Genomic DNA, 21,749 nt, shown 5'->3' with positions numbered 1-21,749 from the left:
TTACCATATGAAGAATGAGAAATCACAGGGAATATTGAAAAGTCGCTGCGAGAATTCACTCCCCGTGCGCCTCGACAATTTTCTTGTATTTGCCGAATTCGTCTATTGACATCCCGTGGCGATTTGCCTATATATGTCAGGCATTCAAATTCGGGGCTGTGGCGGAATTGGTAGACGCACTGTCTTCAGGTGGCAGCGGCCACAAGCCGTGGGAGTTCGAGTCTCCCCAGCCCCACCACTTTTTCTCTTTTTTCTCACCGCAATAATTGCTCTTCCCATAAGGATTATCGGTGTACCTTCGCTCCTCCCACTCGCCTGTGGAAATACTCTTTTCTTCTCTTGCCTCATCCGATATCAGTCACGGGTTTACCACTGCCCGAAACGGATTCAGTTCTGGTGCCTATGGCCGGGGGAACCTGTCGTGGCGTGTTGGCGATGATCCATCAGCGGTTCAGCGCAACTGGGATGGCCTGCTGGGCTCTCTGGGTATCGCTGCGATCTCCCTTCCGCTGCAGGTGCATGGCATTCATAGTGCCTATGTTGGCGCGCCCCTTGAGGGTGAAGTCATTGAAGCTGACGCCCTCTGGACCGATCAGCCCGGTGTTGCCATTGGAGTGCTGACGGCCGACTGCATGCCCATTCTTCTGGAACTGCGTGACCAGAGCGACCAGCTGATTGCCGTGGCCGCAGTGCATGCTGGCTGGAAAGGCGCGCTCGGCAATATTCTGGCAGCTTGCTTCGGGGAGGTGAGCCGCCAATGGCCCCAGGTGTATGCCCCGGCCTGTAAAGCCTTCCTCGGGCCGTCGATCTGTGGGAATTGTTACGAAGTGGGTCAGGATCTGGCGGAAAAATTCTCGGCCAGTGGTTACGGGGGGGCGGTGCAGTGGCAAAATGGTAACTCTTTGCTTGATTTATGGAAAGTTGCCGTATTACAATTGTCGTCGTTGGGCTTTTTATCAGGCAATATAGATATTGCCGCAGAGTGTACCAAATGCTGTGCGGGATACTTCTCCTACCGACGGTGCTCCGATACCGGAAGGGAGCTTGCGTTTATATGGATGAAATAGCCCTTCACTACACCCGTATCTGTGCCGAAATCCACGCCCTGAGCCAGCAGGCCGGGCAGGAATCTCCGGTGCTGGTGGCCGTATCCAAAACGTTTCCGGCCTCCGCAGTTTTGGAGGCCTATGGTGCAGGGTGTCGCGATTTTGGTGAAAATCGACTGCCGGAATTTCTGCAGAAAGTGCGGGAGCTTCCCCGGGACATTCGCTGGCACTTCGTGGGCCAGCTGCAAAGCCGCAAAGCGCGGGACGTGGTGGGCAAAGCGCACCTGATTCACTCCCTTGATCGCCTCTCCCTGGCAGAAGCTGTGGAAAAACAGGCTGCCAGCCTGAAGCTGGTGCAGGGCTGTCTGGTGCAGGTGAATATCGGCGACGAACCCCAGAAGGGTGGAGTGAAGCCCGCAGACCTCAGTGGATTTATCGGCCAGCTGCGCTCGTTCCCCCATATTGCGGTGCATGGCCTGATGTGCATTCCCCCTGCCTCCGAAGACGCGACCCTGTACTTCCGTCAGATGAGGCAGCTGCGACAGCGCATGCAGGAGGAGTTTCCCGGTCTGGGCGGCGAACTGTCCATGGGCATGAGTGATGACTATAGCCTGGCTGTCCGTGAGGGCAGTACTCTGGTAAGAATAGGATCAGCTATCTTTGGCCAGCGCGGATAACGACAGTTTCCCCGCTGCCAGGAGGCTGTAAGGAGAGCATGTGTATCAGTATCAATACGGGTTTATCGGCTCCGGAAATATGGCAGAAGCCTTTGTGCGTGGAATTCTGCAGAAATCTGCGACGCAGCCGCAGCAGGTACTCTGCTGCGACATCGATCCCAGGCGCCTGGAAGCCCTCGCTCAGGCTTTTCCAGGCATCGCGACCACGAATGACCTGGCCGATATGAATGCCTGCCGCATACTCCTGCTCTGCGTGAAACCGGCGCAGATAGCAGCTGTCTGCGAAAAACTGCATGGCCTGCTGAGCTCAGAAGAACATATCCTGATCTCGGTGGCCGCTGGCATTCCCATGGCAGTGCTGCAGCGGCATTTGCCCGGCCGCAAGGTGGTGCGGGCCATGCCCAATACGCCTGCCCTGGTGGGAGCCGGTGCCACTGGTTACTGTGTTGACAGTACCCTGAGTGAGTCCAGGCGCCGGGAAGTTCAGGAACTTTTTGAGGCGGTGGGAGTTGCCTTTGAACTGGAAGAAAAGCAGCTTGATGTCGTCACCGCCCTTTCCGGCGGTGGACCGGCCTATATCTGCCTGGTGACTGAAGCTCTGGCCGACGCTGGCGTACGCCTGGGGCTCAGCCGCTCCGTGGCCCAGGTCCTGGCGGCCCAGACACTTCTTGGAACCGGCTCCATGATTCTGCAGACGGGCGAGCATCCGGCGGTGCTGCGCGAAAAAGTTTGCAGTCCGGGGGGAACCACTATAGAAGGTATCTGTGCCCTGGAAATGGCCGCGGTACGCGGGGCGTTTGCCGAAGCAGTGGCTGCGGCATACGACAAGGCAAAACTCTTGGGAGAGGTTTATAATGGGTAGTGTTGGCGGAAGCTTTTTGATGACCTTGGTCAGTACCATCAGTTTTGTTATCAATATATATACCTGGATTCTCATCGCGCGGGTGTTCATGTCGTGGATCAATCCCGACCCCTATAATCCCGTGGTGCAGTTTATCTATCGCATAACCGAGCCGGTGCTGGAGCCGTTCAGGCGCATAATCCCGCCCCTTGGCGGCGTCGATCTTTCACCCATTGTGGTGTTTATTCTCATACGTTTCCTGGAGAACCTCATTCTGGGCTCTTTCCGAATGTACTAAGTGGAGGATTGGCATATGGAACCAGCAATTCCTGAATTTGAAACCTCGTTCCGGGGGTACGACAAGGAGCAGGTGGAAGCTTACATCACCGACCTCCAGGAGAAGATCATTCAGTTGAGCCAGCAGAACAAAGAGCTTCAGGAACGTCTCGACGCCATTGTCGGCGACGAGAAAATGCTGAAATCCACCCTTTTCCAGGCCCAGCGCTTCTCGGATAACGCAAAAAAAGAAGCTGAAGAACACAAGAAAGCCATTCTCCAGGAAGCCAGCCAGCTCCAGAAAAAACTGCGCGATGAAATTGAGCAAAAGCGCCAGTTTATGGAACAGGGCCTCCACGAGATGATGAACCGCTACAGCAGCGCCCTCAAGGAGCTGAAGTTTGTCTTTAACTCCGGCGTGGTCTTTACCGAGCAGATGGAGTCGAAGTTCAAGCGCCTGTGTACGGAGACAAAAACCGAGACCTCCCTGGAAGATGAAACCCGCTTTGCCTTGGTGGACAGCGATCTGTCGGCGGCAAAAGCCCAGGACGAAGACGTACTGCCTGACGACCTCTCGGCCGATCTCGACCGCGCCCTGGAAGCCATTGACGCCATTGAGGCCCTGGAAGAACTGGAGCAGACTGCCGTTTACGATCCGCCCGCCAGTGAAACCCCTTCCAATCCCATCTCCGCTTCCGATGAAGGCGAATACAGCGAAGAAGAGCTGGATCGCTTCCTGCGCTCCCTGCGAGACGGAGAGAATGAAAAAAGGTGATGGCCCGTCACTGACCCTGCAACTGAAAGTGCAACCCCGCAGCTCGCGAACCGAACTGCTGCGGGAAGCTGATGGACAACTGAAGCTGCGCCTGAACGCCCCTCCCGTTGATGGTGCAGCCAATCAGCAGGTAATCGAATTTTTCTCCCGGCTTCTGAGTATCCCCAAATCCCGCATATCCATAGTCCAGGGCCAGCAGAGCCGCCGCAAGGTCATTGCTTTGCTTGGTGTTGAGCCCGCCATCCTCGAAAAGGTACTGCCATGACGGAAACCCTGCGTTTTGACTCTTCCTCCAGCGAACTGCACCTCCTCGATCAGCGTATCCTGCCCCATGAAATTGCGTATATCCCCTGTCGAACCCACCGGGAAGTGGCTGACGCCATCACCACCATGGTCGTACGCGGAGCACCCGCCATCGGCGTGGCCGCAGCCTATGGTGTTTACCTGGGCGCCCTGGAGGCGCTCAAGAACCAGGAGAGCATCAGCCATACCATGGAGCAGGTTTTTGCCCTGCTGGCCGCTTCACGCCCAACGGCGGTCAACCTCTTCTGGGCCATAGAAAAGATGCGACGCGTCAGTGAACGCCATATGACCGCAGATCCGCAAATATGGCGACAGGCGCTTCTGGAGGAAGCGCTGCGCATACACGCCGATGACGTGGAATCGAACCGGCGCATGGGAGCGTACGGTGCGCCTTTGCTGCCCGCGGGTGGTGGAGTGCTGACCCACTGCAACGCCGGAGCGCTGGCCACCGCCGGCTATGGCACCGCCCTGGGCGTTATTCGCAGCGCGGTATCCGCAGGCCGTGGCATTCAGGTTTATGCCACCGAAACTCGACCTTTTCTGCAGGGAGCCCGCTTGACCGCCTTTGAGCTCCTGCAGGACAATATCCCCGTCACCCTGTTGTGCGACAACATGGTGGGCTCCCTGATGGCCCAGGGAAAAATTCAGGCCGTGGTGGTGGGAGCGGATCGCATTGCCGCCAATGGCGACACTGCCAACAAGATCGGAACCTACACCATTGCCATTGTCGCCAAAGAGCACGGTATCCCCGTGTATATCGCCGCTCCCTGTTCCACCATTGATCTGCAGATCGCCTCCGGCGATCAGATTGTCATCGAGCAGCGCGACCCTGCCGAAGTCACCCATCTGCAGGGGCACCATATCGCCGCAGCGGGTGTGCAGGTGGAAAACCCCTCATTTGATGTAACCCCTGCTCGCTTTATCAGTGCCATTATTACCGACAAGGGTGTGGCATATCCTCCCTACCGGGAAACACTGGCCCAGCTGGTTGGCTCCGACTGAAATCGGAGCCTCTCTTCATGCTGCGCGGAATTGTTATCCGGACCAGACTTGGGTATCATATTCATGAAATTTCCCTGAACGCGCAATGAATGAGGAGGAAACCATGCGATTTCTGCACACCATGATTCGGGTCGGCAACCTGGAAAAGTCCCTGGACTTCTACACGAATATCCTCGGTATGCGGCTGCTGCGCAAAGAAGACTACCCCGAAGGCAAGTTCACCCTGGCCTTTGTGGGATTTGGCAGCGAGGCGGAGAATACCGTCCTGGAACTGACCCATAACTGGGATACCTCATCCTATGAGATGGGCAGCGGATTTGGCCATATCGCCATCGGTGTGGAAGACGTGTATGCCGCCTGCGAGAAAATCCGCGCCAAAGGCGGCAAAATAATACGCGAAGCCGGCCCCATGAAGCACGGCACCACCATCCTGGCCTTTGTGGAAGACCCCGATGGCTACAAAGTTGAACTGCTGGGCCTGAAGTAACCCGCCATGGTCATGGACACCATCGTTCTCATCAAAGACATCATCTACTACATCATCAGTTTCATTGGCATCGCCGTGGTGCTGTGGGCCGTCCTGGAAGCCACTATCAAGTTTCTGCGGGTCGAGCTGGTATGGCGTCACGATCTCAAGCGCTTTTCCTATGAAACGCGCATTATTCGCGAGCGCCTTGGAATACATCTGATTTTCAGCCTCGATATCTTTGTGGGTGCCGATATCATTAAGACCGTTGGCGCCCCCACCATGGAAAGTGTGATTATTCTGCTGGTCATCGTCAGTATCCGCATCGCCCTGAGCTATTTCCTTGCCAAGGAGATTGAGCGCAATAAGGAGATGATGAAGGAGCTGGACGAGCGCTATCGCGATAATGGCAGTGATGCGCAGTCAAAAGAGTAGGCGATTGTATGAGTGCAACAGCCCTCTGCAAAACGGCAGAGGGCTGTTGCTGTTGAGTGTTTAATGTTGATAAGAAGTGATTACCGTGCGGGGGCAAGTCCGAGGGCCTTTTCCCGTCCGCCCATGTCCTGGGTGCGAAATACACTGAGATGATCCTGTACATCCACGGCCAGCCGCGCCAGGTCGCTGGAGGCGTGGCCAACTTCTTCCGATGCCTGGGCTGTTTCTTCCGAAGCAGCGGAAATGTTCTGGATATCCCCACTGATCTGATCGGCGGCGGTGGACATCTCTTCCATGGCTGCAGCGTTCTGTTCGATGAGCTGCTGCAGACTCTCCATGCCTTCCAGGATTTCTCCAAAGGCCGTGTCGGTCTGCTGGGCCAGCTGATTGCCACTCTGGGCCTTGCTGTTCACTGTATCCATGGCTCCAGTAACCTGATTCACACCACCCTGGATGCTCTGCACGATGCTGATAATTTCCTCGGTGGACTCGGTGCTGCGCTCGGCCAGTTTGCGCACTTCATCAGCCACCACGGCAAATCCGCGTCCCGCATCGCCAGCCCGGGCCGCTTCAATGGCGGCGTTCAGGGCCAGCAGGTTCGTCTGGTCGGCAATGTCATTAATAACCTGGATCACTTCTTCCACGCGGGCGGCTTTCTCTTCCAGTGACTTGGCTGCTTCTGAGGCTTCCTCGGCCTGACGGGCAATGGCTTCCATTTCACGGGTTGACTGCAGAACGGTTTGTCCCCCTTTGCGGGCCTGGCTGAGGGCATCAACGGAGCTTTCCTGGATATTGGCGATATTTTTTGTAATTTCATTGACGGTCTGGGACATTTGCAGAGTTGCCGATGCGATCTGGGAAACGCTTTCCGCCTGCATGTTCATCCCCGCACTCATCTGGGTTGATGAGCTGCTGAGCTGTTCGCTGGCCGAGGCTACTCCATCGGCGGATTGGCGGATGTTGGTGACGATCTCCCGCAGGCTTCGCACCATGGCATTGAGGGCATTGGCCATCTGGCCGATTTCATCCCGCTGGTGCAGGGCCAGGGTGGCATCAAGGTTTCCGTCGGCAATTTCTGAGGCAAAAGCCATGGTTTCACGCACGGGACGCACAATCATGCGGGTGATCTGGGTTGCCAGCGCGACTCCCAGGGCGATGGCGGTAATGATGCCGAAAAACAGAATGCGGTCCGCTTTTTCCACCTCCCGATCCATGTGTTCATCCACCATCACAAGCGCTTCCGACATGGCCTGGGAAACATCCCGCACATCCTGACGCAGGCTGGTGTAGAGGGTATTCAACTGTTCAATCTGGCTGGCCCAGCTTTCCAGTGCCTGTCGATACTGGCTGGCCAGCTGGCGTGAGCTTTCCATCTGGGCCAGCAGAACACTGTTGATGTTATTGCGCTGGGACCAGCTCAGCAGGGCATCAAAATTTCCGAATACTTCTTGAATTACTGCGTAGGTCTCATTCAGGAAAGCTTCATCCTGGCGGTTATCGTAGCGTTCCACATTGAAGCGCATGCGGTAGATGTTCTCCACCAGTTGCCCCTGAATGTGTACGGTTTCCAAGAGCTCGCGAATCTGGGCCGGGTTGTTGGTGGCAGCCAGCAGCTGAGTCACGGTTGGCAGCAGGTGGTCACTGATTTCCTGGGCTTCGCGGCGCAGGCGTCCGGCAGCTTCTCCCAGCGAATTGAAGGAGGCGTTCTTTTTGCCAACTATCTGCTGGTACTCGCCAAAGGCACGTACCACATTCTCTGTTTCCTCCAGTGCAGTGCGCAGGCGATCGGAGTCACCCTCCTGCAGGAGCTTTTTTAGTTCTGTTTGCATGCGGCTCAGGGTCTGCTCGGCTTCCTGGGCATAGGCTGGCCACTCGGTTCGGATAAAGAGCTGGATGTCTTCCACCGCCTGCAAAGCTTCATTGGCAGCCTGGTTCATGGCGATGCTGCGGTCGGCGGCGCTTTGCACGGTGTGAAGGGCCGTGTATCCAATGACTCCAATCACTATCGTGATCAGAAGTATAATGCCAAAGCCGCCGCCTAATTTTACACTCATGGGTAAGTTCTTCATGGTAGTCACCTTGTTGTACGTTTCTCATTATGGTCGATAGAAAGGTATTATTACGAGCAAGCGCTGATCAGAAGTTTCCAGCTTCTGCAGCAAAGTCGTTATTGGCGATGATTTTCTGAAAGTCCAGCATGAGAATCAGACGGTCTTTCATGCGGACCACGGATTGAACACAGTCCCTGGCGTAGCTTTGGGAAATGCTCTCGGTTGACTCCATGCTGCTGGAGTCAATCTGGTAGATGCGGTTCACATTGTCCACCAGGAAGCCGTGGAACTTGTCCTGGAACTGGGTGACAATGACTCGTTTTTGCTCAAGGGGAGAATCGGTCCGGGCGCGCAGAAATCGGGCCAGGTCGATCAGGGGGATAATGTGCTCCCGCAGGTTGAAGATACCCAGTACACTGGGGTGGGAGTTGGGGTAGTTGGTGGTGGCGGGAACCTTTATGATTTCCCGCACATGGCAGACATTGATGCCATAGTGCACGGTAGCGGCTGCTCCGCTGGCGTCGTGGTGGTGCAGTTGAAATTCGATGATCTCGTGTTGATTCCCGTTGGAATCCGGGTGGCCTCTTTCGGTCATGGCTTCTCCTTTGTCTTGGCTTGCTCATAGTGTCCGGTGGCTACTCTTTTGCTTTTTGTGCTGATCTGATGCGATACCGTGATTTGCTATCAGTAATGATCTCCTGTGAACACTCCATGCGGTGCCATTTGTTGCAAGTCAGTTGCCAGGGGTGGTGTTTTTGTAATCGGCTATTTTGTAGACATATGGCGATAAGCTGCAGTGTCAAGTATCGTTGACCTGCACAGGGTTGCTGGGCGCAATCGCTTACATAATGAGGTGTTGTGGCTGTCAATGATTCTGGCCAGTCAAGCAGATTTGACCGTTTTAGGTGAGATTTGATTGGTGACCACCTGGCAGGAGAAAATTGATCACTGCTAGTCCACGGTATGCTAAAGTGTGGTTGCGCAGTATCTGGGAGAGTGCTCCTGATGACGTTCTGCGCAAGAAAAGACCCCTATACACAAAGAAAGGCAGAAAGAGCAGGATACCCTATGCAGAACCCCGAAGATCAGGCCAGAGGAACCATAGACCAACTGCTGATCGACGCCGGTTGGGTACTGCAGAGTCGGGAAGCCTTTGACCGCACCGCTGCCCTGGGAGTAGCCGTGCGTGAGTTTCCATTGTCCGGTGGCTTCTGCGACTACCTGCTCTTTATCGATGGCCGTGCCGCCGGTGTGATTGAGGCCAAGAGGGTGGGAGTCACCCTGAGCCTGGTTGCGGAGCAATCGGCCAGATATATGACCGGGTTGCCCCAGCACCTGGCGTCCTGGGACTCTTTTCTGGTCTACGACTACGAAAGCACTGGTGAAGAGACCTACTTTCGCAGCATGCGCGACCCCAAGGCCCGTTCCCGTCGACTTTTCGCCTTTCACCGTCCCGAAACCCTGCACCAGTGGTTGATGCAGCCCGATACCCTGCGCTCACGCCTGCGCACTCTGCCATCCCTGGAAACCAGAGGCCTGCGGGACTGCCAGATAGAGGCTATCCGTGGCCTGGAACAGTCCCTGGCCGAAGACAAACCCCGCGCTCTTATTCAGCTGGCCACCGGCGCTGGTAAAACCTTCACCGCCTGTTCCTTCTCCTATCGCCTCATCAAGTACGCCGGGGCCAGGCGCATTCTCTTTCTGGTGGATCGCAATAACCTTGGCACCCAGACCTTGCGGGAGTACCAGGACTTTCAGCCCATTGGTGCCGCCAATCGCTTCACCGACACCTATATCGTCCAGCACCTGCAAGGGCACCGCATAGACCCCGACGCCAAGGTAGTCATCACCACCATTCAGCGCCTCTATTCCATGCTGCGGGGTAAAGAATTGGATGTGGAGGCCGAAGAGTCCTCGGCTTTTGAACAGTGGACCAGCCATGAAGGCGAAATCCCACCCCTGAACTACAATCCCGAAATCCCCATTGAAACCTTCGATTTCATTGTCACCGACGAATGCCACCGCTCCATCTACGGGCTGTGGCGGCAGGTGCTGGAGTACTTCGATGCCTCCATCATCGGCCTCACCGCCACCCCCTCCAAACACACCCTGGGCTTTTTCAACCAGAACCTGGTGGCCGAGTATCCCTATGAACGCTCGGTGGCCGATGGCGTCAACGTGGGTTACGAAGTCTATCGCATCCGCACCCGCGTTACGGAAAAAGGCGGCAAAGTGGAAACCGACGAAACCGGCTTCCAGATTCCCGTGCGCGACAAACGCACCCGCAAACTGCGCTATGAAACCCTGGACGCCGACCTGGAGTACACCGCCAGAGAGCTTGACCGCTCCGTAGTCAATCCCAACCAGATACGCACCGTACTGCAAACCTACCGGGAACGCGTCTTCACCGAACTCTTCCCCGACCGCACCGGACAGTGGCTGCCCAAAACCCTGATTTTCGCCAAAGATGACAACCACGCCGAAGAGATCGTCCACGCCGCGCGTGAAGTATTTGGCGAAGGAAACGACTTCGCCAAGAAAATCACCTATCGCAACACCGGCGAAGACCCCAAGGCTCTGATCAAAGCCTTCCGCGTTGACCCCTTCCCCCGCGTCGCCGTCACCGTGGACATGATCGCCACCGGCACCGACATCAAACCCGTGGAAGTGCTCATCTTCATGCGCGACGTCAAATCGGAAGGCTACTACGAGCAGATGAAAGGCCGGGGCGTGCGCACCATCCCCGACGCCGATCTGCAGCAGGTAACCCCCGACGCAAAAACCAAAACCCGCTTTATCCTCATCGATGCCGTTGGCGTCTCGGAAACCAAAAAAAACGCCAGCCAACCCCTGGAGCGTAAACACGGCGTCAGCTTTGATAAACTGCTGGAGCAAATTGCCATGGGTCGCCGCGACGAGGACGCCCTCTCCTCCCTGGCCGCTCGCCTCGCCGCCCTTGACCGCAAACTCAGTAACGAAGACCGCAGCCGCATCGCCCAAACCACCGGCGGCCAGACGCCCCGCGACCTCGCCAACACCCTGCTGGACGCCATTGACCCCGACCAGCAGCAAGCCACCATACGCCAACGGCACGGCAGCGCCCCCACGCCCCAGCAGGAGCAGCAGGTTCTTCAAACCCTGGCTGACCACGCCTGCCGCCCCTTCGACAAACCCGAACTGCGCAACCTGCTCAAGGACATTAAACGCAAAAGCGATATCGTCATTGACGAAATCACCACCGACCAGCTGGAACACGCCGGATTTGACGAAGAAATAGCCAGGCAGACCGTTCAGAGCTTTAAACAGTTTATTGAAGCCAATCGGGACGAACTCACCGCCCTGCAGATTATCTATAACCAACCCCTCGGCCAGCAGCGCCTGACCTACGCCGCCATCCGCGAACTGGCCCAGCGCCTTACCGACCCACCCCACTACCTCACCACCGCCAACGTCTGGCAAGCCTACAAACGCCTGGAAGCCAGCAAAGTGCGCGGCGCGCCCGTCGATGAACAGCTCACCGAAATCGTCAGCCTGGTGCGCTATACCCTCGGCCAAAGCGAAACCCTGGAACCATTCGGCAGCGTTGTGGAGCGCCGCTTCAACCTGTGGCTGGGCCGGGAAAAGAAAGCTGGACGCCAGTACAGCGCCGAACAGGAAGAGTGGCTGCGGGCCATCGCCGCCTACATTGCCGCCAACGCCGAAATATCCTCCCGCGACTTCATGGAAGCCCCAGGATTCGCCGACCGTGGCGGCATCCTGCGCGCCCGCCAGGTATTGGGAAGTGAACTCAGTGAAATGCTGGCAGAACTGCAGGAGGCATTGGTAGCGTGATGGAGAGTTTTTTACCAAGCGGTTGGACATGCGTGCTGCTCAGTGATATTGCCGAAGTTGGTGCTGGTAACCCGGCCCCACAAGGGAAAGATAAGTTCTCACCTCATGGTACCCCTTTTGTTCGAGTGCAAGATATGGGACGCCTATCTGGACGGAAAGTGCTGAAGCAAACTTCAGATAAGGTAAGTAAGGCTAGTTCCTCCGGCCTGAAATTATTCCCAAAAGGCACCGTGCTCTTAACGAAAAGTGGCGCATCGACACTTCTTAACCAGAGGGCCGTTTTGGGCCAGGATAGTTATGTTGTAAGTCATATAGCAACTGTTTCTGCTTCACCTGCTACCTCGCCAGACTGGCTTTACTTTTTTTTAAAAACAGTTGATGCGGCTAACCTCGCACATGGCGGCAATATGCCATCACTGCCATTGAGTCGGGTAAAGCAAATTTCTACACTTCTCCCTCCCCTCAACGAGCAACATCGCATTGTCGAGAAGATTGAAACGCTCTTTGCCCGCCTGGATAAAGGCGAAGCTGCGTTGCGGGGTGTGCAGAAACTGTTGACCCGCTACCGCCAGTCCGTGCTCAAAGCCGCAGTCACCGGGCAGCTCACCGCCGACTGGCGCAATCAAAAAGGTGATTACAAGTGGGAGAGAGCGACACTTGGGGCTTTAGCTGACTACTTAACATCAGGCTCAAGAGGATGGGCTAAATTCTATTCTGACTGCGGTGACGTTTTTATACGTGCCCAAAACCTGAAGTATGATCGACTTGATCTTGGGGATATTGCCTATGTGGCATTACCAACAAAATCTGAGGGCACAAGAACCAGGGTAAATAAAGGCGATTTGCTTATAACGATCACAGGCGCCAATGTCACAAAGTCAGCCCTTGTGGATAAGGAGTTGGGTACCGCCTATGTAAGCCAGCATGTGGCGTTGTTTCGCCCGGCTAAAACAGTTAATCCTGAATACCTCTATTGGTTCGTGATTGCAGAGGCTGGAGGCAGAAAACAGCTTGAAACATACGCATACGGTGCTGGTAAGCCTGGCCTAAATTTACAGAATATAAGGGATGTTAATCTCCTGCTTCCTTGTTTAGATGAACAAAATGAAATAGTAAAGCGCGTAAAGGAATCCCTGTCTTCACAAGAGGTTATATGTCGAAAAATTGAGGTTCAACTAGAGCGCTCTGCTGCCCTGCGTCAGTCCATTCTCAAGGATGCCTTTGCTGGTCGCCTGGTTCCCCAAGACCCCAGCGATGAACCGGCCAGCGACTTGCTGGCCCGTATTCGCGCTAGCCGTGAGGCTGCGCCGAAAGGCAAGAGAACGATATGAAGAAGAGTGGGCGCTACAACACCAGCGGTTCCATTGAAGACAGCTATGAGCCAGGTTCCCGTGGCCGGGTGCTGCAAAACAAGATTGGAGTAACTTCCAGGCGGAAGATGGATGAGATAGAGGCCCGTGAGCAATTTCGCGCGCTGAATGAGTTCCTGGAAATGTATACGAGAGAGCATCGATTTACGGCGGCGGATATTTGCACGATGCATGAGGTCTGGCTGGGAGCTACTTACGAGTGGGCGGGCATGTATCGTTCCGTAAATATCAGTAAAGATGGCTTTCCTTTTGCCATGGCAGTGGCGCATACGGAGCTGGTGTTGATCCATCCATTTCGGGAGGGTAACGGAAGGCTTGCCAGGATGCTGTCCGTCCTCATGGGTCTGCAGGCAGGGTTGCCGCCCCTTGATTTTGGATGTATCAAGGGGCGCTTCCGGCAGCGCTATTTTGCTGCGGTGCGGTCTGGCATGGGGTATGATTATGTGCCGATGGAAGCTGTCTTCAGGACGGTTCTGGAGTGGTCACTTCGGGGGGAGTAGGTGTTGAGCGTTTTGCTTCCATGCCCAGCGCTCGCGCTGCTGGTCGGCCCACGCCTTCGACAGCACTGGAAGTTAACACCGTGCGCCGCAGGAGTTTATCTCGGCTGGTGCTGTTTTTCAGGTATGCATTGGAAGTGAGGAGTGAGTTCTTTTTCATAACAAACGATTATACTGCAAATTCTAACAGGCTGCTGAAGAATCTGGCCAGCCTGTGGCGAATTTTTCTGTCCTGTCAGCAGCGCTTATACAACAAATGAGGATATGCTCGTGACCAACGTTACCTTGCCTTTACTTAGCGTTCTTTGCGACCTGAGTGAGGGCAGCGAACGGGCGAGGGGTATGAGTTTTGGCTGTTCTTGGTGCCTTGGCGGACTTTGTGTGAGAGCCTCTTTTTCTGTTGCGCTTTCCCATAAAGAATTTTTCCGCTGATTACGCCGATTGACGCAGACAGCGGCAGGAAGACGAGAGAGAAGCGAAGGTACTTTCATCTGGGGTCTTTGTCGGCTGCTTCTGTCCTGCCTTTGTCTGTGACGAATTTTCTGTCCCGTCAGCAGCGATTATACAACAAGTGAGGATATCCCCGTGACCAATGAGCAACTTGTCGCCAAAGTATGGAACTACGCCCATGTCCTGCGTGATCAGGGTATTTCTTACGGCGATTACATTGAACAGATCACCTACCTGCTCTTCCTGAAGATGGATCAGGAGCGGGTGGAGTTACTGGGTGAAGGCTCTGCCATTCCCTCGAAGTGGAACTGGGTAGAGCTGGTGAAGCGGGATGGTGACGAGCTGGAGCTGCAGTATCGCCATACGCTGGAGGCGCTGGCCCGCGAGGATGGGCTGATTGGCACCATATTCCGCAAGTCCCAGAACAAGCTCTCCGATCCGGCCAAACTCAAGCGAATTGTCAGCCTGATTGACACGGAGGGGCCGTGGATTGGCATGCAGGTTGATGTGAAGGGTGAGATTTACGAGGGGTTGCTGGAGCGCAATGCGTCGGAGGTCAAGTCTGGTGCGGGGCAGTATTTCACGCCGCGCCCGGTGATTGATGCCATTGTCAGGTGTGTGAATCCACGGATTGGTGAAACGGTTTGCGATCCGGCCTGTGGCACGGGAGGCTTTTTGCTGGCGGCCTACGATTATATGAAGACCCAGAGTCATGACCGGGAAATGCTGCGGGAGTTGCGCCACAGTGCCTTGCACGGGGTGGATATTGTGGATGAGGTGGTGCGCCTGTGTGCCATGAACCTCTATCTGCACGGTATCGGCAATGGGGGCAGCCCTGTTGAGCAGCGCGATGCCTTGGCTGCCGCGCCTGCGCAGCGCTATGACGTGGTGCTGACCAATCCGCCCTTTGGCAAGAAGTCCAGCTACAAGGTGGTGGGTGAGGATGGTTCGGTGACTTCCGAGCGGGAGAGCTATGAGCGGGAGGACTTCAAGTTCACCACGTCCAACAAGCAGTTCAACTTCCTGCAGCACATCATGACGATTCTGGATACCCGTGGCCGCGCCGGGGTGGTATTGCCGGACAATGTGCTGTTTGAGGCTGGCCGCGCGGGCGAGGGAATTCGCAAGCGCCTGCTGGAGGGTTTCAATTTCCACACCCTGCTGCGCCTTCCCACGGGAATATGGTACAGCCCTGGCGTGAAGGCCAACGTGCTCTTTTTCGACAAGCGGCCTGCTTCCCGCGAGGTGCAGACCAGGGAGCTGTGGGTGTACGATTACCGCACCAATGTTCACAAGACACTGAAAACCAAGCGGCTGGTGCAGGGTGATTTCGATGACTTTATCCGCTGCTACCAGGAGCGCAAAGAAAGTGAGCGCTTTCGCTGCTTCTCCTATGAAGAGCTGGCCCAGCGCGACAAGCTGAATCTGGATATTTTCTGGCTCAAGGATGACAGCCTGGAAGATATGGACAGCCTGCCGGAGCCGGATGTGCTGGCCAGCGAGATTGTAGAAAATCTGGAGGCGGCTTTGGAGCAGTTTCGCAGTGTGAGTGCGGAACTGGCAGGCGAGGTGGAGGAAGTCTAGACGGGATTTTGGGCCATTTTTCATTGAGAGGGAGTTCCATGTTTCCCAAACAGGATATATACCGGCTGCTGATAAACCACGAGGAGGAGGCTCGCGCCTGTCGTGATCTTCCCGAGAGCGCCTGTCGTGAGGTGCCTCGCAACTTCTTTCTGCAGCTGATCAGTCAGGTGATGACGTCCCTGGGTGATCTGTTGATCAATCCCAAAACCGTGCTGGCCTGGTTGCTGGGCGCGGTGGGTGCTCCGGGGCTGGTGGCCTGGCTGGTGCCGGTGCGGGAGTCGGGCTCCATGGTTCCTCAGATTGTGATTGGTGCCTGGATGCGGCGCAGACCGGTGCGCAAGTTTTTCTGGGTGGCGGGGAGTCTGGGGCAGGCCCTCTGTGTGCTGGGTATGGCTGCCAGTGTGTGGCTGCTCAGTGGTCTGTGGGCCGGTCTGTCCATTCTGGCCTGTCTGGTGGCTTTTTCCCTGGCGAGGGGCTTCTGTTCGGTGGCCCAGAAGGATGTGCTGGGCAAGACCATTCCCAAAGGGCGGCGGGGCCGTCTGACGGGGATCGCCACCACGGTCAGCGGACTTTTGGTTGTTCTTTTCAGCCTGCTGCTCTTTCGTGATCAGGGGGAGCCGTCTCTGACGTTTTACCTGACCCTGCTGGTGGTGGCGGCGGTTCTGTGGATACTGGCTGGTTGGCTCTTTGCCTGTATTGATGAACAGCCGGGGGAGACGGGCGGGGGAGTGAACGCCCTGGGGGAGGCTTTCGGAAATCTGCGCCTGGTGCGCGGCGACCTGCTTTTTCGACGTTTTGTCATCGCCCGTGGCCTGCTGCTCAGCTCGGCTCTGGTGGCACCCTACCTGGTGGTGCTGGCCCAGCAGCAGAGTCCGGGGGCCTGGCTGCTGGGGGTGTTCATGGTGGCCAGTAGTCTGGGGAGCGCGGTCAGTGCTCTGATCTGGGGCCTGATGGCCGATCAGTCGAGCCGTCGCGTGATGCTGTGGGGCGGGATCATGGCCAGTGCTGTCAGCCTGCTGGTGGGTGCCGTGAGCCTGGGGGCGCAGGAGCCTTCGGCACTGGTGTGGTTCTATCCGGCGGCCTTTCTGGTGCTCAGTATCGCCCATGCTGGTATCCGGCTGGGGCGCAAGACCTACCTGGTGGATATGGCCGGTGGCAACAAGCGCACTGATTACACGGCGGTCAGCAACACTTTGATTGGTGTCCTGCTGCTGGTGATGGGTGGGCTGACGGCGCTGGTTTCCCTGCTTTCGGTCAGTGCGGTGGTGATTTTCCTTGGGGTGATGGGCGTGCTGGGGACCCTCATGACAGCGCAGCTTCGGGAGGTATAGACTCTCTGCGAGCACTGTTTTCCATTGACGACTGATTGAGAGAGACACCGTGCAGCTGCGGTTCATTTCCTATGGGGAGAGTGAAAGTGCCAACGGAGCAGTGGTTTATTCTGAGTATTCTTGCCGGCACCCTGGCGATGTTTCTCTGGGGGCGCTGGCGTCACGATATGGTGGCTGGAGGTGCTTTGCTGGCTTGTGTGCTGGTGGGGCTGGTTCCCAGTGCCGAGGCTTTCAGCGGTTTTGGTCATCCGGCGGTGATCACGGTCGCCTGCGTACTGGTGCTCAGCCGAGGCCTGCAGTTGACGGGGGCAGTGGATGCCCTGGCTCAGCGCATGCTGCCTTCTAATCCCGGACCCATTGAAGCCATTGCGGCCCTGACCACGGTGGGGGCAGTTCTGTCGGCTTTCATGAATAATGTGGGGGCCCTGGCCTTGCTGATGCCCATTGCGGTTCAGCTGGCGCGGCGGCTGGAGATTCCTCCGGGGCGCGTGCTCATGCCCCTGGCTTTTGGAACCATTCTGGGAGGCATGACCACCCTGATCGGGACGCCGCCCAACCTGCTGGTTTCCGGCTTCCGTGCCGAGAATGGCTCCGGCAGTTTCAGCATGTTCGATTTTTCTGCGGTGGGAGGCGTGGTGGCCCTCACCGGAATTGTGTTTATCGCCCTGATTGGCTGGAGGCTGGTGCCTCGTCGTCAGCAGGCTGGTGGTGACAGCTTTGAGACGAGCACCTACTTCACCGAGGTGCGGGTGGAGGAGAAGAGCAAGGCGGCGGGCAAGACCCTGGAGGAGATAGAGGCGCAGCTGGAAGAGGCCGATGCCCAGATTGTGGCCCTGGTGCGCAATGAGTACCGCGTCACGGCCCCCAATATGCGTCAGTTGTTGCGGGCAGGGGATATCCTGATTATCGAAGCGGACCCGGAATCCCTCTCTGCGGCCCTCTCAGGCACTGGGCTGCAGCTTGAGGAAGCGGTGGCGGTCGACCGTGACGAAGGTGATGAAGAAGCTGTCCTCCAGGAGGCCTCGACACAGGAGAGTGATGCCGGGAATGGCGAAAAGGAGCAGCGCGGCAAAGAGGACGACGAAATTGTCCTGCAGGAGCTGGTGATTATGCCACACTCTGCCATGGTGGGTCGCAGCGCCAGCGACGTACAGATTCGCACCCGTTACGGTTTGAATCTGCTGGCTATTGCCCGTCAGGGTAGCCGGACTATCCGGCGCCTGCGTTCAACTCCAGTGCAGTCCGGCGATGTTCTGCTGATGCAGGGGCGGCCTGAAGCTCTGTCAGCCTTTGCCAGTGAGATCAGTGGCGTGCCTTTGGCCCAGCGTTCCATCGATATTCCCGATAAGCGCAAGGCGACCATCGCCATGTTGGTCATGGCGGCGGCGGTTGCTGGGGCCGCTTTTGGGCTGCTGCCAGCGGCCATCTCCTTTGCGGCGGGTATGCTGGCGTTTATGGCGCTGCGCATTGTACCCCTGCGCTCGGTGTATAACTCCATCGACTGGACGGTAATCGTTCTGCTGGGGGCCATGATTCCCGTTGCCGGAGCCATGGCCGACACGGGGGCTGCTGATATGCTGGCGGGGCTGCTGCTGGAAAATATTGCCCGTGGCAGTGCCGTTGCGGCGGTGGTGGTTCTTCTGGTGGTGACCATGACCCTGTCGGACTTTATGAACAACGCGGCCACGGCTGCGGTGATGTGCCAGATTGCCATCAGTACGGCCCTGCAGCTTGGCGTGAATGCGGATACTTACCTGATGGCGGTGGCGGTGGGGGCATCCTGTTCGTTCCTGACGCCCATCGGTCACCAGAACAATACCCTGATCCTGGGGCCGGGAGGATTTCGCTTCGGCGACTACTGGCGCCTGGGCCTGCCCATGGAAATCCTGGTGGTGGCGGTCGGGGTGCCCATGATCCTGTGGGTGTGGCCGCTGGTATGATTTTTTCCCCCGCAGGGGCATAGAGAAAAGGGGGTTGCGCGTTTTACGCGCAACCCCCTTCTGACGTGGTGCTCTGTGTGCTCAGGCGGGAAGCCACGGGCGGTTGGATTCGCCTTTGAGGCGGAAGCGCGATGTCTGGGAGCTGAGATCTTCAGCGATGCGGCTCAGGTCAGCGGCTGCCTGGGAGATGGCGGCTGCCTGGTGAGCGTTTTCCTCGGTGATGCCCCGGATGCCTTCGACGCTGCCGGCGATCTGATTGGTGGTGGCGGCCTGCTGCTGAGCTGCTGCGGCAATCTGGGCAATCATGTCGGCCATTTCCTGGGTCAGCGCCGCAATTTCGTCCAGTTTCTGTCCTGCCTGGCGGGCCGTCTGGGTGCCGGTTTCCACGTTGCGTACACTGGCTTCAATGCTGGTGACCGCCGAGGATGCCTGCCTCTGCAGGCCTTGAATCATGGTGTTGATTTCGCCGGTGGCGTCCTGGGTTCGCTCCGCCAGTTTGCGCACTTCATCGGCGACTACGGCAAACCCTCTGCCGGACTCCCCGGCCCGTGCGGCTTCAATGGCAGCGTTGAGGGCCAGGAGATTCGTCTGGTCGGCTATTTCGTCTATGACGCCTGTGATTTTTCCGATTTCCCCTACGGTTGCACCCAGTGACTGTATCACCCGGGAAGAGTCGGCAACGTTGCCGGCGATTTCGTCCATTTTCTGCACGGCAGCCAGAACGGCCTTGCGACCTTCCAGGGATGCCTCACTGGCATTCTGGGCCCGGTCGGAAGTCTGGTGGATATTCTGGGCGATCTGCTCAACGGTGGCGTGCATTTCGTTGACAGCAACTGCCAGCTCCCCGGTACTCTGGGACTGGTTGTCGGCGCCCTGGGCGAGCTGGGAAGCAGTGGCCGAGAGCTCTTCGGAGCTGGATGAGACGGAAGAGACGGCCATGTTGATTTCACTCAGGGTGCCACTGAGCTGCTCGCTCATCGTGTTGAAGGCGTCAGCCAGCTGGCCTATTTCATCGCGGGAGAGTACGGGAACCTCCTGGCGGAAATCCCCCCTGGCGATGGTGCTGGCGACCTGAACCGTGCGCTGTATGGGAGGGGCGATGACAGATTTTAGCAACAGGTATACGACTGCGATCATGATAACGACCGCCGCGATCATGGCCATCATCAGGGAGTTCTTAATGCGATCCGATGATTCAAAGGCGGCGTTAAATACTTCCAGGGGCTGCCCCACCAGCTGCATGCCGATCAGTGTACCGGTGTAGTCAGTGAGGGGAGCAAAAGTGACAAAATACTCGTCAGTAAAGGCGTACCCGTGTTGCTGGAGAAACTGATAATCGACTTTCTGGGCAAAGGCGATCGTCTCAGCGCAGAACCAGGTATCGTTGGCCACCACAAAGGGGCCGATTTTCTGATTGTTTCTCAGCCCGGTACTCACCTGAAGAGCGCGCTCGTTCAGCAGCACAATGTAGCGGTCGCCACGGGACAGAAAGTCTCGACTGACGCTGCCAAATCCAGTGGATATTTCCACGGCGCCGATGTAGCTCCCATAATTGAAAACCGGAGCCATGGCGCGCAGGGTCACCTCGCTGGCTCCCGGCTCCAGGGCCGTGAAGGGCTTCTGCTCTGTGCGAATGCGCTGGGCGGTTGAGCGAAACGAGGTCAGGTCGTCACCAAAGAGATCGGGTCGGAAGGTTCTCAGAATTGTGTAGCCGCGCTCGTCGTGCAGGTGGACGCGCAGGTTATTGACTTCGGTTGCGTCGCGAAAGACCTGAGCGAGCTCACGCAGCTCCTGGAGCAACCCCGCCCGCTCGTTCAGGATCATGCCCTCTTTGATGCTGCTGCTGGATGCCAGGGCAATGGCGATTCCAAGGGTATTTTCCTCTTTGTCGCGCACGCTGTCTTCTACTTGTTGCTGCAGCACGTCCGCGATTTCTGCGATACGCTGCTCGACATAGCGCTTTTTTTCAAAGCTGGTAAAGACGATTGCCGAAACCAGCACCAGGATGCCAACGGCGATCAGGCTGGCCATGAACTTCAATTGCATGGAAAGATTCTGAAACATAAAGGGCCTCGTTACGGGAGTTTTGCTCAAGGCTGGATAAGCCGTTGAAAAAGGGCAGTGTGATGTTGGCACTGCCCCTGGGGAGTGGCGAGGCGATGAAGCACTGGCTGAGGTGTTGCTCAAGCGGCAGCTCCATGCCTTGTTTGCCATATGGGAATTCTATGCGGAAAACGCTTCTTGGTAAAGAAAAATCGAACTAATGATACGATGCGTACCATTTTCGCGCAACAACGTGGTGGTCTCAGGTGGCTTAGCATTGATCGCCTGGCGAGCGCATTCTGGTAAGATAATTTTTTGAAAGAGCTTATGTGGAGTCGCTGAGCGGTTGCCTCCCTGTCTGGCCAGGCAGTTGGTATGCTGCAGATGGTCTTGCTGGTGATGGTTCGGGTATCGATGCAAAGCTGTTGCGCTGAAAGCCCTTCAGGCATATAGTAGGAGGTGCGCCAGGAGATGGGCGTCTCAGAGGAATTTTGGCTTGAGAACCTCTTGCACAGGAGAGTGAGTCATGGATGGGAAGTTTGATCTCAGGAAACTTGACGTAAAGACCCTCAAACGCATCGGGCTGGGGGCAGCGGCCCTGCTGCTGGTGATCGTGCTCTTTCAGAACATTCACTCCGTTGATACCCGCCTGCTCTTTATCAAAATCACCATGCCCCATGCGGTCTGGGCCATACTCTTTCTGGGTGCTGGCTTTATTGCCGGATGGCTGATGGGCCGCGCGCGCCTGCGGCGCGAAGAGCCCCAGGAATTTGAAGACCTGGAAAAAGAAGATGACTAGAAGTGTCTGTGAGATGAGTGTTTGCCTTCCCC

General features: G+C 56.7%; 20 protein-coding genes and 1 tRNA gene (1 of these 21 only partly in view). 18 read left to right on the top strand and 3 right to left on the bottom strand.

Going from position 1 to position 21,749, the window contains the following annotated elements; translation table 11 throughout:
- The first annotated feature begins 152 nt into the window (after positions 1–152).
- From ACZ46I_RS03260 to ACZ46I_RS03215, 10 genes are all read left to right on the top strand, one after another.
- Positions 153–238 (top strand) — tRNA-Leu (locus tag ACZ46I_RS03260).
- A gap of 52 nt (positions 239–290) precedes the next feature.
- Positions 291–1,067 carry a purine nucleoside phosphorylase YfiH/LACC1 family protein gene (locus tag ACZ46I_RS03255; RefSeq protein WP_013504788.1) on the top strand — a complete coding sequence of 259 codons (777 nt, stop codon included), beginning with the start codon at positions 291–293 and terminating at the stop codon, positions 1,065–1,067.
- Entirely contained in the window at positions 1,055–1,723 is a 669-nt protein-coding gene (locus ACZ46I_RS03250; RefSeq protein ID WP_464281417.1) for a YggS family pyridoxal phosphate-dependent enzyme, read from the top strand. The genes ACZ46I_RS03255 and ACZ46I_RS03250 overlap by 13 nt, the downstream gene beginning before the upstream one ends.
- Before the next feature lie 40 nt (positions 1,724–1,763).
- Positions 1,764–2,585 (top strand): pyrroline-5-carboxylate reductase, encoded by an 822-nt coding sequence (proC, locus tag ACZ46I_RS03245; RefSeq protein ID WP_464281416.1) that lies wholly within the window; start codon positions 1,764–1,766, stop codon positions 2,583–2,585.
- Between the two features lie 19 nt (positions 2,586–2,604).
- Positions 2,605–2,862 (top strand): YggT family protein, encoded by a 258-nt coding sequence (locus ACZ46I_RS03240; RefSeq protein ID WP_156787997.1) that lies wholly within the window; start codon positions 2,605–2,607, stop codon positions 2,860–2,862.
- A gap of 15 nt (positions 2,863–2,877) precedes the next feature.
- On the top strand, positions 2,878–3,615 hold the full coding sequence (locus ACZ46I_RS03235) for a DivIVA domain-containing protein (RefSeq protein WP_464281415.1): 738 nt from the start codon (positions 2,878–2,880) through the stop codon (positions 3,613–3,615).
- On the top strand, positions 3,602–3,880 hold the full coding sequence (locus ACZ46I_RS03230; protein ID WP_013504793.1) for a DUF167 domain-containing protein: 279 nt from the start codon (positions 3,602–3,604) through the stop codon (positions 3,878–3,880). Before ACZ46I_RS03235 ends, ACZ46I_RS03230 begins: the two co-directional genes overlap by 14 nt.
- Positions 3,877–4,920 carry an S-methyl-5-thioribose-1-phosphate isomerase gene (mtnA, locus tag ACZ46I_RS03225; RefSeq protein ID WP_464281414.1) on the top strand — a complete coding sequence of 348 codons (1,044 nt, stop codon included), beginning with the start codon at positions 3,877–3,879 and terminating at the stop codon, positions 4,918–4,920. The genes ACZ46I_RS03230 and mtnA overlap by 4 nt, the downstream gene beginning before the upstream one ends.
- Before the next feature lie 103 nt (positions 4,921–5,023).
- Positions 5,024–5,407 carry a lactoylglutathione lyase gene (gloA, locus tag ACZ46I_RS03220; protein ID WP_013504795.1) on the top strand — a complete coding sequence of 128 codons (384 nt, stop codon included), beginning with the start codon at positions 5,024–5,026 and terminating at the stop codon, positions 5,405–5,407.
- A gap of 12 nt (positions 5,408–5,419) precedes the next feature.
- Complete coding sequence (locus ACZ46I_RS03215; protein WP_464281413.1) at positions 5,420–5,821, top strand: DUF1622 domain-containing protein; 402 nt, start codon at positions 5,420–5,422, stop codon at positions 5,819–5,821.
- 80 nt (positions 5,822–5,901) lie between these two features.
- On the opposite strand, the gene ACZ46I_RS03210 is transcribed toward ACZ46I_RS03215, so the two are convergent.
- Both ACZ46I_RS03210 and ACZ46I_RS03205 read right to left on the bottom strand, forming a co-directional pair.
- Positions 5,902–7,890 carry a HAMP domain-containing methyl-accepting chemotaxis protein gene (locus ACZ46I_RS03210; protein WP_464281412.1) on the bottom strand — a complete coding sequence of 663 codons (1,989 nt, stop codon included), beginning with the start codon at positions 7,888–7,890 and terminating at the stop codon, positions 5,902–5,904.
- Positions 7,891–7,957: 67 nt separating this feature from the next.
- Positions 7,958–8,467, bottom strand: coding sequence for a chemotaxis protein CheW (locus ACZ46I_RS03205; protein ID WP_464281411.1), 510 nt, complete (start codon positions 8,465–8,467; stop codon positions 7,958–7,960).
- A 473-nt stretch (positions 8,468–8,940) separates the two neighbouring features.
- Here ACZ46I_RS03205 and ACZ46I_RS03200 point away from each other — a divergent pair, with 473 nt between their 5' ends.
- The 6 genes from ACZ46I_RS03200 to ACZ46I_RS03175 all read left to right on the top strand — a co-directional run bounded on the left by ACZ46I_RS03200 (position 8,941) and on the right by ACZ46I_RS03175 (position 18,875).
- Entirely contained in the window at positions 8,941–11,703 is a 2,763-nt protein-coding gene (locus ACZ46I_RS03200; protein ID WP_464281410.1) for a type I restriction endonuclease subunit R, read from the top strand.
- Positions 11,703–13,034 carry a restriction endonuclease subunit S gene (locus tag ACZ46I_RS03195; RefSeq protein WP_464281835.1) on the top strand — a complete coding sequence of 444 codons (1,332 nt, stop codon included), beginning with the start codon at positions 11,703–11,705 and terminating at the stop codon, positions 13,032–13,034. Before ACZ46I_RS03200 ends, ACZ46I_RS03195 begins: the two co-directional genes overlap by 1 nt.
- Complete coding sequence (locus ACZ46I_RS03190) at positions 13,031–13,573, top strand: Fic/DOC family protein (RefSeq protein WP_464281409.1); 543 nt, start codon at positions 13,031–13,033, stop codon at positions 13,571–13,573. Before ACZ46I_RS03195 ends, ACZ46I_RS03190 begins: the two co-directional genes overlap by 4 nt.
- A 582-nt stretch (positions 13,574–14,155) precedes the next feature.
- Positions 14,156–15,604, top strand: a complete 1,449-nt coding sequence (locus tag ACZ46I_RS03185; RefSeq protein WP_464281408.1) for a type I restriction-modification system subunit M — start codon at positions 14,156–14,158, stop codon at positions 15,602–15,604.
- 38 nt (positions 15,605–15,642) lie between these two features.
- Entirely contained in the window at positions 15,643–16,935 is a 1,293-nt protein-coding gene (locus tag ACZ46I_RS03180) for an MFS transporter (RefSeq protein WP_464281407.1), read from the top strand.
- Positions 16,936–17,021: 86 nt separating this feature from the next.
- Complete coding sequence (locus tag ACZ46I_RS03175; protein WP_464281406.1) at positions 17,022–18,875, top strand: SLC13 family permease; 1,854 nt, start codon at positions 17,022–17,024, stop codon at positions 18,873–18,875.
- Between the two features lie 81 nt (positions 18,876–18,956).
- Here ACZ46I_RS03175 and ACZ46I_RS03170 read toward each other — a convergent pair whose 3' ends face one another.
- Positions 18,957–20,939, bottom strand: a complete 1,983-nt coding sequence (locus ACZ46I_RS03170; protein WP_464281405.1) for a methyl-accepting chemotaxis protein — start codon at positions 20,937–20,939, stop codon at positions 18,957–18,959.
- 505 nt (positions 20,940–21,444) lie between these two features.
- Here ACZ46I_RS03170 and ACZ46I_RS03165 point away from each other — a divergent pair.
- Together ACZ46I_RS03165 and ACZ46I_RS03160 are read left to right on the top strand one after the other, a co-directional pair.
- Complete coding sequence (locus tag ACZ46I_RS03165) at positions 21,445–21,717, top strand: LapA family protein (RefSeq protein ID WP_013504800.1); 273 nt, start codon at positions 21,445–21,447, stop codon at positions 21,715–21,717.
- Positions 21,710–21,749: the start of a M48 family metalloprotease gene (locus tag ACZ46I_RS03160; RefSeq protein WP_464281404.1), read on the top strand. 1,283 nt of this gene lie beyond the right edge of the window; the window shows 40 of its 1,323 coding nt (coding positions 1–40); its start codon is at positions 21,710–21,712; the stop codon falls past the right edge of the window. The genes ACZ46I_RS03165 and ACZ46I_RS03160 overlap by 8 nt, the downstream gene beginning before the upstream one ends.

The sequence above is a fragment of the Desulfurispirillum alkaliphilum genome (assembly GCF_055378285.1).
This window is presented reverse-complemented; position numbering and strand designations above follow the sequence as displayed.